This window comes from Janthinobacterium sp. MP5059B (assembly GCF_001758645.1).
GTDB classification, from domain to species: Bacteria; Pseudomonadota; Gammaproteobacteria; order Burkholderiales; family Burkholderiaceae_D; genus Janthinobacterium; species Janthinobacterium lividum.
In genome coordinates this window covers 21,760-35,825 of the sequence record NZ_LRHX01000004.1, presented here as the reverse complement: position 1 = coordinate 35,825, position 14,066 = coordinate 21,760, and the positions used below count along the sequence as shown (strand labels likewise).

The window sequence follows — 14,066 nt, the reverse complement described above, 5'->3', positions numbered from 1 at the left end:
GTATCCACCCAACGAGGAAGCACATGAAAGCCATCGCCTACCACCACAGCCTGCCCATCACGGATGCCGACGCCCTGCTCGACATCGAGCTGCCCGAGCCCGTCGCCACGGGGCGCGACCTGCTAGTCGCCGTGCACGCCATTTCCGTCAATCCCGTCGACACCAAGGTGCGCAAGAACCGCGCCCCGAAAGAGGGCCAGCCGGAAGTGCTGGGCTGGGATGCGGCCGGCGTCGTCACCGCCGTCGGCCCCGACACCACCCTGTTCCAGGTGGGAGATAAAGTCTGGTACGCGGGCGCCATCAACCGCCCCGGCAGCAACAGCGAATTCCAGCTGGTCGACGAGCGCATCGTCGGCCACATGCCCGCCAGCCTGGACTTTGCCCCGGCCGCCGCCCTGCCCTTGACGGCCATTACAGCCTGGGAACTGCTGTTCGACCGCCTGCAGCTCAGCCGCGACAAGAATCTGACAGGCAAGTCGCTGCTGGTAATCGGCGCGGCCGGCGGCGTCGGTTCCGTGCTGGTGCAGCTGGCGCGGCAATTGACAGGCGTCACCATCATCGGCACGGCCTCGCGCGCGGAAACGGCCGCCTGGGTCAAGGAATTGGGCGCCCACCACGTGATCGACCACAGCCTGCCGCTGGCGGGAGAAATCAAGCGCCTGGGCTTGCCGCCCGTCGATTATGTGATCAGCCTGAACCAGACCGACAAGCACTTCGAGCAGATCGTGGAACTGATCGCGCCGCAGGGCAAGTTCGCCCTGATCGACGACCCCGAGCACATCGACGTGCGCAAGTTCAAGGGCAAGAGCGTGTCCCTGCACTGGGAACTGATGTTTACCCGTTCGCTGTTCCAGACGGCCGACATGGTCAAACAGCATGATCTACTGGAAGAGCTGGCGCAGCTGGTGGATGCGGGCACCATCAAGACGACCCTGGCCGAACGCTTCGGCACGATCAATGCGGCGAATTTGAAGCGCGCACATGCCCTGCTGGAAAGCAATACGGCAAAAGGGAAGATTGTGCTGGAAGGTTTCCAGTAATCAGGTAATCAGGATGGCCCGGAAATCATTGACGTTCGTCAATGTCGGGCCCGTGACCACACTGTCTCCCAGCGCCTGGAAAAAGCCGTGGCCATCGTTGTCGTCCAGGCTATCGCGCGGTTTGATACCCTGGATCCAGGCCCGTTGCAGGGTGTCGGGCGCCAGAACAGCGCCGGCGATGTCTTCCTGGCCGTCGACGCCATCCGTGTCGCCGGCCAGCGCGTGGATACGCTCGTGCCCATCGAGCGCGATGCCCAGCGCCAGCAGGAATTCCACGTTGCGCCCGCCACGGCCGTTGCCGCGCACGGTGACGGTCGTTTCGCCGCCCGACAGCAGCACGCACGGGGCGGGAAACGGCTGGCCCCGCACGGCAGTTTGCAGCGCGATGCCGGCCATCACCTTGCCCACGTCGCGCGCCTCGCCTTCCAGGCTGTCGCCCAATATATACGGCGTGACGCCGGCCGCGCGCGCCACGGCGGCGGCCGCTTCGAGCGCCATCTGCGGCGTGGCGACCAGGGTGGTGTGCGTGCGCGCCAGGCGTGGATCGTCGGGTTTCACGGATTCGCCGCGCCCGCTTTCCAGCACTTTGCGTATGCTTTCCGGCAAGTCCATGCCATAGCGGCGCACGATGGCCAGCGCGTCCTCGCACGTGGTGGCGTCGCCCACCGTGGGGCCGGACGCGATATCGCCCAGCTTGTCGCCGGGCACGTCGGAAATGGCCAAAGTGATGACTTGCGCCGGATGGCAGGCGGCCGCCAGGCGCCCGCCCTTGATGGCGGACAAATGCCGGCGCACGCAATTCATTTCGCCGATGGTGGCGCCCGACGCCAGCAGCGCGCGGTTCAGCGCCTGCTTGTCTTCCAGGCTGATGCCCTCCAGCGGCAAGGCCAGCAGGGACGAGCCGCCGCCCGAAATCAGGCACAGCACCGTGTCGTCGGCCTGCAAGTTGGCAACCAGGCCGAGCATGCGCCGGGCCGCCTCCATGCCGGCCGCATCCGGCACGGGATGCGACGCTTCGACGATCTCGATGCGCTCACAAGGCACGGCATAGCCATAGCGCGTGACGACCAGCCCGGACAGCGGCCCCGGCCAGTGCCGTTCCACGGCTTGCGCCATGGCGGCCGACGCCTTGCCGGCGCCAATGACGATCAAACGCCCCTTGGGCGCGGGCGGCAGATGGGGCGGTATGCAGTGCGATGGCTGGGCCGCTTCGATGGCGGCCTGGAACATGGCTTGCAGCAAGGCGCGTGGCGCTGGGGTGGTCGTCATTTTGTTTCCTCCGGGATCCGATCCCGATCATAGCAGGGCCGGCAGCCTTGCAGCTACAATGGCTGCTTGACGGTAAAAACAGGAATGCAATGAACGAGGCAATTGAATGGACTGGACTGGCCCGCACCTTCGGGCTGTTTACCGTCACGGCCGTGGCCGAACTGCTGGGCTGCTACCTGCCCATGCTATGGCTGAGCAACAAGGGCAGCGCCTGGCTGCTGTTGCCGGCCGCCATCAGCCTCTTGATCTTCGTCTGGCTGCTGACCTTGCACCCGGCCGCCAGCGGCAGGGTGTACGCCACGTATGGCGCCATCTATATCGCCACGGCCCTGGGATGGCTGTGGCTGGTGGACGGCGTCACGCCGGCCTGGACGGACATCGCCGGCGTGGGCCTGGCCCTGGCCGGCGCCGCCGTCATTGCGATGGGACACAAGACGGCTTGATGTGCATCAGGCGGCATGCGCGCGGAAGTTCGTTTCCGCCGACCATGCCGCGCTGGCGCGGGCCAGCAAGACGGCTTCGCCATCGGCCAGCCAGTCGTCCGCATCGGCGATCTTCCACATGGCTTGCAACAGCTTGCGGCGCAAGTCCGGGTCATCGATTTCATCGAGCAAGCTGTCGATCACGCCATTGGCCAGCTGCACGGCGCCATGCACGGTCGACGTCAGCATGTCGTCGCACAAGTCTTGCAGCAGTTGCTGGAAGGCGGCCGGCGCCAGGTCGATATGCTCGAGGATCTTGCTGCGGTGCATGGCTTGCAGCTCGGCGCTGGCCAGGTTACCGTCGACCACCATCATCAGGGCCAGGATACGTCCCGCTGCCTGGGGACTGTTTACTTCATACGTACGCATAATCTCTTTTCCATTGTGAGTTTAAAAAGCGCGCCACCGCCACGCGGGGCGCGCCGTACTGCTGTTTTACTGTTTGTCGCTGCGGGTGATGAACACGCTGGCCACGCAGCTCGACACGATCAGGACTGCCACCACCAGCAACGATGCTTCCACCGGCACGTGGTACCACGGCATGATCAGCATCTTTGCGCCGATGAACACCAGCACCATCGCCAGGCCATACTTGAGCATGTGGAAGCGGTCAGCCACGTCCACCAGCAGGAAGTACAGGGCCCGCAATCCCATGATGGCGAACAGGTTCGACGTGAAGACGATGAACGGGTCCGTCGTGATGGCGAAAATCGCCGGGATCGAGTCGACCGCGAATACCAGGTCTGTCACCTCGATCAGGATCAGCACCAGGAACAGCGGCGTGACATAACGCAAGCCACCCTTTGCCACGAAGAAACGCTCGCCATGGTCGCCATCGGCCACCCGCAAGTGGCGGCGGGCAAAGCGCAGCACCGGGTTGTTCGCCACGTCCGGTTCCGCATCGGCCGCCACCAGCATGCGCATGCCTGTAATCAACAGGAAGGCGCCGAACAGGTACAGCACCCAGCTGAACTCGCTCACCACCCATGCACCGGCCATGATCATCACGGCGCGCATGACGATCGCGCCCAGCACGCCATAGATCAGCACGCGGCGCTGGTACTGGATCGGCACCTGGAAGGCGCTGAAGATCAACAGGAAGACGAACACGTTATCGACCGACAGCGCTTTCTCGATCAGGTAGCCGGAGAAAAATTCCAGCGCCTTCTGGTTGGCGATCTCGGGACCGGCCGTGCCGTTCAGATACCACCACAGTCCGCCGTTGAACAGCAGGGCCAGGCTGACCCACACGAGCGACCATGTCGCCGCTTCCTTGACACTGACCTTGTGCGCCTTGTTGCCGCCAAAGACGAACAAGTCCAGCGCCAGCATCACCAGGACAAAGGCGATGAAACCGGCCCACATGGGGGCCGTTGCAATACTTTCCAGGCCGTTCATCGGCGGCCTCCGCAATGCTCTGTTTGTATCCTGAAGTCCATGGCACTCTCCTTGCATGAATTGAGCAGCCATCATAGTCCGAATATAAACATCGAACAAATCGAATATAATTTAAGAATACATCGAAAAACTCGATGCATTAATCTACCGGAAAATACCATGTCGACACTCAACTTCAAGCACTTGCGCTATTTCTGGATGGTGGCCAAGACGGGCAGCATCGCCCGCGCGGCCGAGCAGCTGCACCTGACGCCGCAATCGATTTCCGGCCAGCTCAGCGAATTTGCCGACACCCTGGGCGTGGAACTGTTCCGCCGCAGCGGGCGCCAGCTGGAATTGACGGACACGGGCCGGCGCATCCTCAGCCATGCCGAAAGCATCTTCAGCACGGGCGATGAATTGCTGGAAATCGTGCGCGACCAATCGCGCACCACGACGACGACCTTCCGCGTCGGTTGCGCCGATTCCGTCTCAAAACTGATCGCCTGCCGCCTCGTCGCGCCGGCACTGGGACTGGCTGAACCGCTGCGCATCATTTGCCGCGAAGGCCGGCTGGCCAGCCTGCTGGCGGACCTGGCCGTGCACCGGCTCGACCTGATCATGGCGGACCGTCCCATGCCGGCCCACTTGAGCGTGCGCGGCTTTAACCATTTGCTGGGCGAAAGCGGCATGACCCTGTTCGGCACGCCAGCGCTGGCCGCCACCCTGACGGGGAGCTTCCCGCAATGCCTCGATGGCGCGCCGCTGCTGCTGCCAGGCGAAGACTTCGCCATTTACGGACGCTTGCTGCAATGGCTGGGCGACAATAACCTGCACCCGCGCATCGTCGGCGAGTTCGACGACAGCGCCATGATGAAAGCCTTCGGCCAGTCCGGCGCCGGCCTGTTCTTTGCGCCCACCGTCATCGCGCCCCAGGTCTGCGAACAGTACGCCGTGGTGGCGCTGGGCCGGGTCGACAGCCTCGTCGAGCAAGTCTACGCAATCACCACGGAACGGCGCCTGAGCCACCCGGCCACCATCGCCATCAGCCAGAGCGCGCGACACGAGCTGTTCGTGTAAGCCAGATTCAATCGCAGACGACGATCTTGCCCGGCTGCCCGCCCCGCTCCAGCAGCGCATGCGCGCGCCGTAAAGTGGCGGCATCCATCGGCGACAGGCGCTGCCGCAGCGTATGGCGCAGCACGCCCTCGTCCAGCAACCGCGCCACCCGCTGCAAAATCCGGTGTTGCTCGATCATGTCTTCGGTAGCGAACAAAGGCCGCGTAAACACCATTTCCCAATGCAGCGAGACGCTCTTGCCCTTCAGCGGCGCCGCATCAAAAGCATCGTGGTCGTCGATGACGGCCAGCTTGCCGTGCGGGGCGATGAGCTCCACCAATTCCATGACATGCTGCGCCGTGTGCGACAGGGCGGCGATGTGGCGTACCGGCGCTACGTGCAACGCCGCCACCTGCGCCGGCAACGGCAGCGTGTGGTCGATCACGTGATGGGCACCCATGGCGCGGCACCAGTCCGCACTGTCGCCGTGCGAGGCCGTGGCGATCACTGTCAAGCCCGTCAACTGGCGCGCCAGCTGAATCAGCAGCGAACCGACGCCGCCCGCGCCGCCCAGCACCAGCAGGCTGCCCCGCGGCTGCCGGTCGCCAGGCGTGATGGCAAAACGCTCGAACAGCAGCTGCCACGCCGTCAGCGCCGCCAGCGGCACGCTGGCCGCCTGGGCAAAATCCAGGGTCGCCGGCATGCGCCCCGCGATGCGCTCATCGACCAGGTGATATGCGGCATTGGCGCCCGCGCGGTCGAACGAGCCCGCGTAGTACACGGCCTGCCCCGGCGCGAACAGGGTCACATCGCTGCCCACCGCATGCACGATGCCAGCCGCATCCCATCCCAAGGTCACGACACGCTCCGGCACGTCTACCCGCCCGGCGCGCACCTTGGCGTCGAGCGGGTTGATGCCCACGGCGCGCACCTGCACCAGCACGTCGCGCGGACCGGGCACGGGCATCGCCCCTTCCATATCGAACAGGCTGGTTTGCTCGTCCACGCCGCGGCCCTTGTTGAAACCGATCATCTTCATTGCCTACCCCTGCAGATAAAAGCCCATGGTAAGCAGCCACGCGACAAAGAAAAATATGCTTCAATGCATTTCAATACTGACCAAACTGTCATGAATCATGCAAAACCAAGACATCGATAATCTCTCCGGCGTGGCCCTGTTCGTGCAACTGGCGCAGGCGGGCAGTTTTGTCGCCGCCGCGCGCCAGGCCGGCATTTCGCCGTCAGCAGTCAGCAAGAGCCTGGCCCGGCTGGAGCAGCGGCTGGGCGCGCGCCTGTTCCAGCGCAGCACGCGCCAGTTGAGCCTGACGGCCGAGGGCAAGCTCTTTCTCGCGCGCAGCGAGCGCATCCTGGCGGAAATGCAGGCGGCGCAGGAGGAACTGGCAGGCAATCTGGCGCCGCGCGGCCGTCTGCGCCTGGGCTTGCCGGAACTGGGCGGCCTGTTCCTGCCCGCGCTGGCCAAATTTTCCCAACGGCACCCTGCCATCGCCCTCGAGCTGGACTTTTCCGATGCGCTGGCCGATGTCGTCGGCGATGGCTTCGACGCCGTCATCCGCATCGGCGCACCGCGCGATTCGCGCCTGGCCGCGCGCAAGCTGGGCCAGTTCCGCTCCTGCCTCGTGGCCTCGCCCGCCTACCTGGCCCGCCACGGCACGCCCAGCCGTCCTCTTGATCTGCAACACCATACTTGCCTGCACTACCGCTTCCGCCACAGCGGCAAGGTGGAGCAGTGGCGCTTGCGCCAGGACGATGGCGAGGCTGCGCCGGACTTGCCTTTGTCGATGGTGTGCAACAACGTGGAAGCACGCCTGCACTTCGCCCGGCAAGGCCTGGGCATCGCCTGGCTGCCCGACTTTCATGTGCGCAGCGCGCTCGCCGACGGCAGCCTGGTCGAGGTGCTGAGGGACTACGCGATCGCCGGCCATCCAGCCCACAGTTGCTGGCTGCTGTGGCCGTCCGGACCACACCTGGCGCCGAAAGTACGGGCCCTCGTCGATTTCCTGGCCGAGGCGAAGCTGTTGTCGCCTCTTGCCCACAAATAAGGCACAGGAAATACATTTGAACAAATACATCTATATAATGGCAAGTCTCCCCGACGCCCTGCGCGCCCCTTCCTGGACTTGCCGCAATGAAGCACTTGCACGATATTCCCTCTGCCTTCAAGCATGAATTTGCCAACCCGCGCCTGTGGTGGTCGCGCGCCGTCGTCGTCGGCATGGCCGCCATCGCGGGCCTCGTCGTCGTGGGCTTTACGTGGCTGGCGGAAGAAGCGCTGGACCTGTTTCTCTTTTTTAACGGCAAGGCCTGGTGGTTCGCCCTGCTGTGGACGCCGGCCTGCGCCGCCGTGCTGGTCTGGCTGACGCGCCGCTACGCGATGGGCGCGGCCGGTTCCGGCATCCCGCAAGTGATGGCCACCCTGGACCCTGCCGTGGCACCGGAACAGCGCTCCTTGTTTGTCTCGTTGAAACTCAGTGCCGCGAAAATCTGCCTGACGGCCGGCGGCTTGCTGGGGGGATTGTCCCTGGGGCGCGAAGGGCCGTCCGTGCAGATCGCGGCCGGCGTGATGCTGGCCGCACGCCGCTGGCTGCCCCGTCACTCGCAGGTGAGCGCCCATTCCCTGCTGGTGGCCGGTGGCGCGGCCGGCATCGCGGCCGCCTTCAACACGCCGCTGGCGGGCGTCATGTTTGCCATCGAGGAACTGTCACGCTCGCCGGAACAGCGCAACAGCGGCCTCATCGTCGCCGGCATCGTGCTGGCCGGCATGATGGCCGTGTCGATCCACGGCAACGCCACCCATTTCGGCATCATCCACCCCGGCCCCATCGGCCTGGCGCTGGCCTTGCCGGGCTTGCTCGTGACCCTGGTCGCAGGCGTGGCGGGCGGCCTGTTCGCCCGGCTGCTGCTGGCCTCCGCCCGGGGCAATCCGCTGGGAAAATTGTCTGCCTGGAGAAAGGGCCGACCCGTGCTGTTCGCCGCCGTGTGCGGCGTGCTGGTGGCGGCCATCGGCATCGCCAGCCACGGCGCCACGTTCGGCAGCGGCACCGTGGCCACGCGCGCCATGCTGGAAGGCGCCAGTGACGCCTCCCCCGCCTTTGTCGCCTTCAAGTATGTGGCGACGTGGCTGACCGTCTGGTCGGGCGTGCCTGCCGGCATCTTCGCGCCATCCCTGGCCATCGGCGCCGGCATTGGCCACGATATCGCCGTGCTGCTGCACTACCCGCACGCGCCGGCCCTGATCGCGCTGGGCATGGTGGGCTTCCTGGCCGCCGCCACGCAGGCGCCGCTGACAGCCTTCATCATTGTCATGGAAATGGTCGACGGCCACGGCATGGTGCTGAGCCTGATGGCCTGCGCCGTCGTCGCCAGCACGGTCTCGCGCGTACTCAGCGAACCGCTGTACGGGGCGCTGGCACAGCTGCAATTGCAACGTTTGCCAGCGGCAGCAAGCTAGAAATTGCGGCAGGCACGCAGCAAGCGGCCATCCTGCCACTCGCAGATGGTGCGCGTGCCGTCGCCGGCCCAGGCCCGTTCCAGGCCCTGCTTGCGCCCGTGCACGTAATCCACGGCATGGCGGGGCGAGCCGTCCGCATGCCACTCCCGCCACGCGCCATGCGGCACGTCATCATGGTAGGCAACGAGCCGGGCAAGCTTGCCGTTCGCATGCCATTGCCTGTCCTCGCCCTGCGCGCGGCCCTGCTCATCCTGCTGGCGCTGGCGCAGCGGCGTGCCATCGTCGCGCCAGCTTTGCGTGCTCAGCATGACGCCATCCTCGAACAGGTTTTTCTGGTCCAGCTGGCCATTCGCAAAATACAGCAGCGACCAGCCCTGCGGCTTGCCATGCAGGAAATTGAGGCGCGACATTTCACGGCCGTCCGGCCACCAGGCCTGGTGCAGGCCGTTGCGCTGGCCGTCTAGATACGGTCCCCGCTCGGCCAGCCGGCCATTCGGATGGAACGCCGTCACTTCACCGGTCAGCACGCCATCGACGAAATGCGCGCGGTTGCTGACCTGGCCATGCTCGTCAAAGCTCAGGAATTCGCCATCGGCGGGCTGGCCCGCGTGATACAGCAATGCATGCCTCAGCTGGCCATTCGCATGGTAGTGGCTATGCAAGCCTTCGTACTCGCCTGCGCGGTAAGCCTTGCGGCTTTTCACCGTGCCGTCCGCATAGTATTCCACGTTCACGCCATCGAAGTCTCCTTCCCCATTGCGCTCTTCCAGCAAGCCCAGCTGGCCATCGGCGAAATACACGCTGCGCTGGTAGACGTAACCGGGCGACGCCAGGTCCGTGCTGCGCAGCCAGGCATCCATGTGCAGCTTGCCTGGCGGCTGCGCGAAATGCAGCTGCCAATGCCAGGCCTGGCGGGCCGCATCGTGGTGCAACGGTGCGCGCTGCTCGTACATGGCCGCAGCGGGCGCAGCGGGCTGGTAATCCGCGTCGAAATAGAAGGAGGCCGGCGATTGCCCGGAAGGCAAGGCCGGGATGGCCAACTCATTGGCCATGCAAATGGTGGAAGAACCGGCCAGGACGGTGGCCAGCAAAACGGAAGTGAATATCTTCAATGCGTGCTTTCATCAACGGTGCGACAGCGCCGATGATAATGGCAAGCGCGGCGGTCCAGCCGCACGCTTGCCAGTGATTACATGGTGAACGGAAATGGTTGCATGCCCGCCTGCCTGTCATCGGGAGCGACGACGGCCAGCAAGGCGCTCAAGCCCTGGTTCAGGTGCGCCAGGCTGTCGGCATCGAGCTGGCTCAGCGCGCTGGGCAGCAAGCCGCGCGCCGGCTGCGGCGCGCCGGCGATCACGGTCTGCCCTTCCGCCGTCAGGGTCAGGGTCACCACGCGCTGGTCGGGCTGGTCGCGCGCCTTGCGCACATAGGCTTTTTTGACCAGCGCCTCAATCAGGTTGCTGGCCGTCGTCTGGTGGATCGACATCTTGCTGGCCAGCTCGCCCATGCGCAGGCCCGGCCGCTCCAGCAATTCCTGCATCACCCACAATTGCGCGCCCGATACGCCGCATTGCTTCTCGATCTGCGCCGAGTGGCGCTGCGCCGCGCGCATCACGACGCGCATGTTTTGCAAGGCCATGCCTTGCGCCCTGGCCATCGCCGATACTTCCGCTTCCACCACCATTGCCTCCAGTTATCCCGCCGGCTTCACGCCTGCTGGCGGGCCGGAATCCCTGCATGATACCTGCAAAGGCGGACGACTCCTAGCGCATGGAAACTGGTTCTCCGGCTTGCCACGCCTGTTCCAGCACCAGCTTGCCGGCCTTGTCCCACTGGCGCTCGATGCCGTGCTTCTTGCCGTGTTCGTACGGCACGATCTGCCGCAGGCTGCCATCGTCGTACCAGGTCTGCAGCAAGCCGTGGCGCTGGCCTTCGACAAACGGGGTCACGCTGGCGCGCGCGCCGTTGGCATGCCAATCCGTCGTGTCGCCGTGGTCGCGCCCCTGCGCGTCTTTTTGCCAGGCAAACACGGGCCGGCCACTCGGGGCCCACGTTTGCAAGCTGAGCACGGCACCCTTCTGGTACAGCGTCTTGTTCGACACGACGCCATTGCCATGGCTTTCAAACGACCAGCCGTCGGGTTGGCCGTGCACCCAGACGGTCCGGGCCAGCACCTTGCCATCCTGCGCGTACATGACGAACTCGCCCTCGCGCTGGCCATCGACGTACCGCCCCTTCCGGAACAGCTTGCCATCGGCATAAAACGATTCCTCCACACCATCCATCTGGCCATGGCGTCGATACGAGCGGTTGCTGACGGCCCCGTTCGCGCCATACGACACTTGCTCGCCATCGGCCATCTCGTCGCCGTGATACAGCGTGCGGCTCATCAGCTGGCCATTCTGGTGATACCTTTCCGATATGCTGTCGCGCCCGTTCGGCAAGGCGGTCACCCGCTGCTGGACCTGGCCATTCTCGAAGTACACACTGCCGCCGAGCAGCTCCTCGCCCTGGGCATTGAAATAGGTTTCGCGCAGCAGCTGGCCATTCTCGTGGTAGTACTTGCGAAACTTCACGAACTTGACCTGGCTCAGGTCCAGGTCCGTGGCATAGGTTTCAAAGGCCAGCACGCCCGGCGTGTCGGGAAATTCGAGCCGTACATGCCAGGCGCCCAGCGCCTCGTCGCGCACGGGCGGCGTGCGCAGCGCATACACGGCGCGACGCTCGTTGCTGGGCATGAAATTTTCATCCAGATACATGGTCCTGTCCTCTTCTTGCGCGTGATGGGAAGCCGTTGCCGGCGACGGCGTATCTTCCTGTGCCGCCAGCGGCAAGGCCGTACTCATACCCAGCGCGGCGGCCAGCAGCCAGCGCATTGTCTGTTGATTCTTCATGTTGCTCCATTGTTCATGTTGCTTTGCGGCTGCCATCATAAAGGCAAGCGCCGGTCGCCACAGGCACGATTGCCGCCCCATGAAAAAAGGCCGGGACGGACCTGCTGGTCCGGCTCCGGCCTGGCGCATGGGCAGGATGGGCCAGGCGTCAGCCCAGGGCATCCTTGACGGGAGATAGCTGGCTCGCATGCAGGCGCGCATACGCGCCGCCCTGCTGCAGCAAGTCCGCATGGCTGCCCGATTCCACCAGGCGCCCGCCCTGCATGACGACGATGCGGTCGGCGCTTTCGATGGTCGACAGCCTGTGGGCGATGACGATGGTGGTGCGGTTGCGCATCAGCACTTCCAGCGCGGCCTGCACGGAGCGCTCCGACTCCGTGTCCAGCGCGCTGGTGGCTTCGTCGAGCAGCAAAATCGGCGCATCCTTGTACAGGGCGCGGGCGATGGCCAGGCGCTGGCGTTGTCCGCCCGACAGGCGCGAACCATTCTGCCCCGCCTGGGTGTCGTAGCCTTGCGGCAACTGCATGATGAAGTCGTGGGCGTAGGCGGCGCGCGCCGATGCTTCGATGCGGTCCTGGTCCGGGGCCGGGTCGCCGTAGGCGATATTCGCCGCCATCGTATCGTTGAACAGGATCACATCCTGGCTGACGAGGGCGAACTGGCGCCGCAGGGCCAGCAAGGCGTAGTCGCGCACGTCGACGCCGTCGAGCAGAATCTGGCCGCCGCTGACGTCATAGAAGCGCGGCAGCAAGCCCAGCAAGGTTGTCTTGCCGCCGCCGGAACCGCCCACCAGGGCCACCGTTTCGCCGGCGCGGATGTCGAGCGTGATATTGCTCAAGGCCGTGGGCGTATCGGGATCGTCGCTGTTGTAGCGGAAATGGACGTTCTGCAAGGACAAATTGCCCTGCACCGCGGCCGGGGCCACTGTGCCCGGGTCCGGCTCCAGCGGCGTGTCGATCAAACCAAAAACGGACTCGGCCGCAGCCAGGCCCCGCTGCAGCGGCTCATTGATCTTCGTCAAATTCTTGATCGGCGACTGCATGGCCATCAGCGCGCCCATGAACGCGACGAAAGCGCCCGGCGTGATGGCACCGCTTTGCGCGCGCAGCATGGCAAAGTAAATCACGGACGACAGGGTAATGCCGACGAGCATCATGATGAAGCCGGAATTCATGGCCGAGGTAGCCGCGTGCTTGACGGCCAGCTGGCGGTTGCGCTTGACCACGTCGACGAAGCGCGCCTGTTCATAATCCTGGCCGCCAAAGATTTTCACGACGCGCTGGCCGGCTATGCTTTCGTCCAGCACGGACGTCAGTTCGCCCACGGCTTGCTGCGAACTCTTGCTCAGGTGACGCATGCGGCGTCCCGCCAGGGTCACGACGATGGCGACGATGGGCATCGAGGCCATGCAGAACAGGGCCAGTTTCACGTCGATGCTGAATAGCAGAATCAGGTAGCCGACGGTGGCGACGGAGTCGCGCACCATCACGTTGAGCACGTTCAAGCCCGCCTGCGACACCTGGCTGGCGTCGAACGCCACGCGCGACTGCGTCAGGCTGGTGGTGGTGGTATCGAAAAAGCGGCTGGGCAGGCGCATGATGGTGGCGAACATCTTTTCGCGCAGGTCGGCCTGTACCCGGCTCGATAGCCAGACGGAACCATAATCGCCGGCAAAGCTCGACACCATGCGCAGCACGGCCAGGCCCAGGATAGTGGCGGGAATCACCCACAGGTCCACCTGCCCCGCCTGTGCCGGCAAGAAACGGTCGACCCAGCCCTGCAGCATGCCCATCACGCCGGACACGGGCGCGACCTGCGTGCTGGCCGTCGCGCGCATGGCGTCGACGACGTTTTGCAACTGGCGGATTAACAACACATCGGTGGCGGACGCCACGCCCACGGCCAGCAAGGTGGCGGCAACGATGGCGCCATAGCGGCGAAACTGGCCGGCCAGGCGGAAAAACAGGAGGCGACTTTGCTGCATGCAGGTGAGAAAAGTGAGGGTAAAGCGTGATTCTAACCGCTGCAACACTTACTTATGAGAAAGTCGCACCTTGCCGGTGCAGAACCGGCAAGGGAAATGCACGGACAATCAGCTCTTCGCCACTTTCCACGCGGCCGTGCCGGCCTTGCAGACCTTCAGCTTGAGGGTCTGTTCCTGGCCCTTGGCGTTCAAGGCAACCTGCACCTTGCGGCATGTTTGCGCATCCGTCTTTTCCGTGTCGCTGGCCGTGATCTCGGCCGCGATGCGCACGGAATTGCGCAAGCCTTCATTGCTCCATTGCACGGTTTCGCCATCCTTCTTGTCATTGAGCACGTCGGTGACGGCCTTCACGAAGACGGGCTTGTCGTTCTTGTTCAGGTAAGCCATGGGCGTATCGGCCAGGAAACCCAGGCCGACGGCGGAAGCGGAAGCGCTGAAGACGACGCTGCCGAAGATCAGGGCGGACAGCAATGTGGCGGGACGAATACGCAT

Annotated in this window: 14 protein-coding genes; 5 read left to right on the top strand and 9 right to left on the bottom strand. The window is 64.7% G+C overall.

Features of this window, described 5'->3' with window-relative positions; all coding sequences use genetic code 11:
* The first annotated feature begins 23 nt into the window (after positions 1-23).
* A complete protein-coding gene (locus JAB1_RS02495; protein ID WP_070278562.1) occupies positions 24-1,040 on the top strand; it encodes a zinc-binding alcohol dehydrogenase family protein in 1,017 nt (338 codons plus the stop codon).
* Here the strand turns inward: JAB1_RS02495 and JAB1_RS02490 are convergent, their stop codons facing one another.
* Positions 1,041-2,309: a glycerate kinase gene (locus tag JAB1_RS02490; RefSeq protein ID WP_070278560.1), complete on the bottom strand. Its 1,269-nt coding sequence runs from the start codon at positions 2,307-2,309 to the stop codon at positions 1,041-1,043.
* Between the two features lie 89 nt (positions 2,310-2,398).
* Between JAB1_RS02490 and JAB1_RS02485 the strand changes: the two genes are divergently transcribed.
* The gene (locus JAB1_RS02485; RefSeq protein WP_070278558.1) at positions 2,399-2,752 is read left to right on the top strand and encodes a YnfA family protein; all 354 of its coding nucleotides are present in this window, start codon (positions 2,399-2,401) and stop codon (positions 2,750-2,752) included.
* A gap of 6 nt (positions 2,753-2,758) precedes the next feature.
* On the opposite strand, the gene JAB1_RS02480 is transcribed toward JAB1_RS02485, so the two are convergent.
* The gene (locus tag JAB1_RS02480) at positions 2,759-3,160 is read right to left on the bottom strand and encodes a TerB family tellurite resistance protein (protein WP_034786369.1); all 402 of its coding nucleotides are present in this window, start codon (positions 3,158-3,160) and stop codon (positions 2,759-2,761) included.
* A gap of 66 nt (positions 3,161-3,226) precedes the next feature.
* The gene (locus JAB1_RS02475) at positions 3,227-4,189 is read right to left on the bottom strand and encodes a TerC family protein (protein ID WP_034786370.1); all 963 of its coding nucleotides are present in this window, start codon (positions 4,187-4,189) and stop codon (positions 3,227-3,229) included.
* 159 nt (positions 4,190-4,348) lie between these two features.
* Between JAB1_RS02475 and nhaR the strand changes: the two genes are divergently transcribed.
* Complete coding sequence (nhaR, locus tag JAB1_RS02470) at positions 4,349-5,248, top strand: transcriptional activator NhaR (RefSeq protein ID WP_034786371.1); 900 nt, start codon at positions 4,349-4,351, stop codon at positions 5,246-5,248.
* Between the two features lie 7 nt (positions 5,249-5,255).
* Here the strand turns inward: nhaR and JAB1_RS02465 are convergent, their stop codons facing one another.
* Positions 5,256-6,266, bottom strand: a complete 1,011-nt coding sequence (locus JAB1_RS02465) for a zinc-binding alcohol dehydrogenase family protein (protein WP_070278556.1) — start codon at positions 6,264-6,266, stop codon at positions 5,256-5,258.
* A gap of 97 nt (positions 6,267-6,363) precedes the next feature.
* Here JAB1_RS02465 and JAB1_RS02460 point away from each other — a divergent pair, with 97 nt between their 5' ends.
* The gene (locus JAB1_RS02460; RefSeq protein WP_343215973.1) at positions 6,364-7,287 is read left to right on the top strand and encodes a LysR family transcriptional regulator; all 924 of its coding nucleotides are present in this window, start codon (positions 6,364-6,366) and stop codon (positions 7,285-7,287) included.
* Positions 7,288-7,373: 86 nt separating this feature from the next.
* Positions 7,374-8,696, top strand: coding sequence for a chloride channel protein (locus JAB1_RS02455; RefSeq protein WP_070278553.1), 1,323 nt, complete (start codon positions 7,374-7,376; stop codon positions 8,694-8,696).
* Here the strand turns inward: JAB1_RS02455 and JAB1_RS02450 are convergent.
* The 5 genes from JAB1_RS02450 to JAB1_RS02430 form a co-directional block, all read right to left on the bottom strand.
* A complete protein-coding gene (locus JAB1_RS02450; RefSeq protein ID WP_139144419.1) occupies positions 8,693-9,808 on the bottom strand; it encodes a toxin-antitoxin system YwqK family antitoxin in 1,116 nt (371 codons plus the stop codon). The two genes, JAB1_RS02455 and JAB1_RS02450, sit on opposite strands and share 4 nt — an antisense overlap.
* Positions 9,809-9,885: 77 nt before the next feature.
* The gene (locus JAB1_RS02445; protein ID WP_070278548.1) at positions 9,886-10,380 is read right to left on the bottom strand and encodes a MarR family winged helix-turn-helix transcriptional regulator; all 495 of its coding nucleotides are present in this window, start codon (positions 10,378-10,380) and stop codon (positions 9,886-9,888) included.
* 79 nt (positions 10,381-10,459) lie between these two features.
* Positions 10,460-11,590: a toxin-antitoxin system YwqK family antitoxin gene (locus JAB1_RS02440; RefSeq protein ID WP_175445008.1), complete on the bottom strand. Its 1,131-nt coding sequence runs from the start codon at positions 11,588-11,590 to the stop codon at positions 10,460-10,462.
* Between the two features lie 148 nt (positions 11,591-11,738).
* Entirely contained in the window at positions 11,739-13,574 is a 1,836-nt protein-coding gene (msbA, locus tag JAB1_RS02435; protein ID WP_070278544.1) for a lipid A export permease/ATP-binding protein MsbA, read from the bottom strand.
* A 108-nt stretch (positions 13,575-13,682) separates the two neighbouring features.
* On the bottom strand, positions 13,683-14,066 hold the full coding sequence (locus JAB1_RS02430; RefSeq protein WP_070255181.1) for a hypothetical protein: 384 nt from the start codon (positions 14,064-14,066) through the stop codon (positions 13,683-13,685).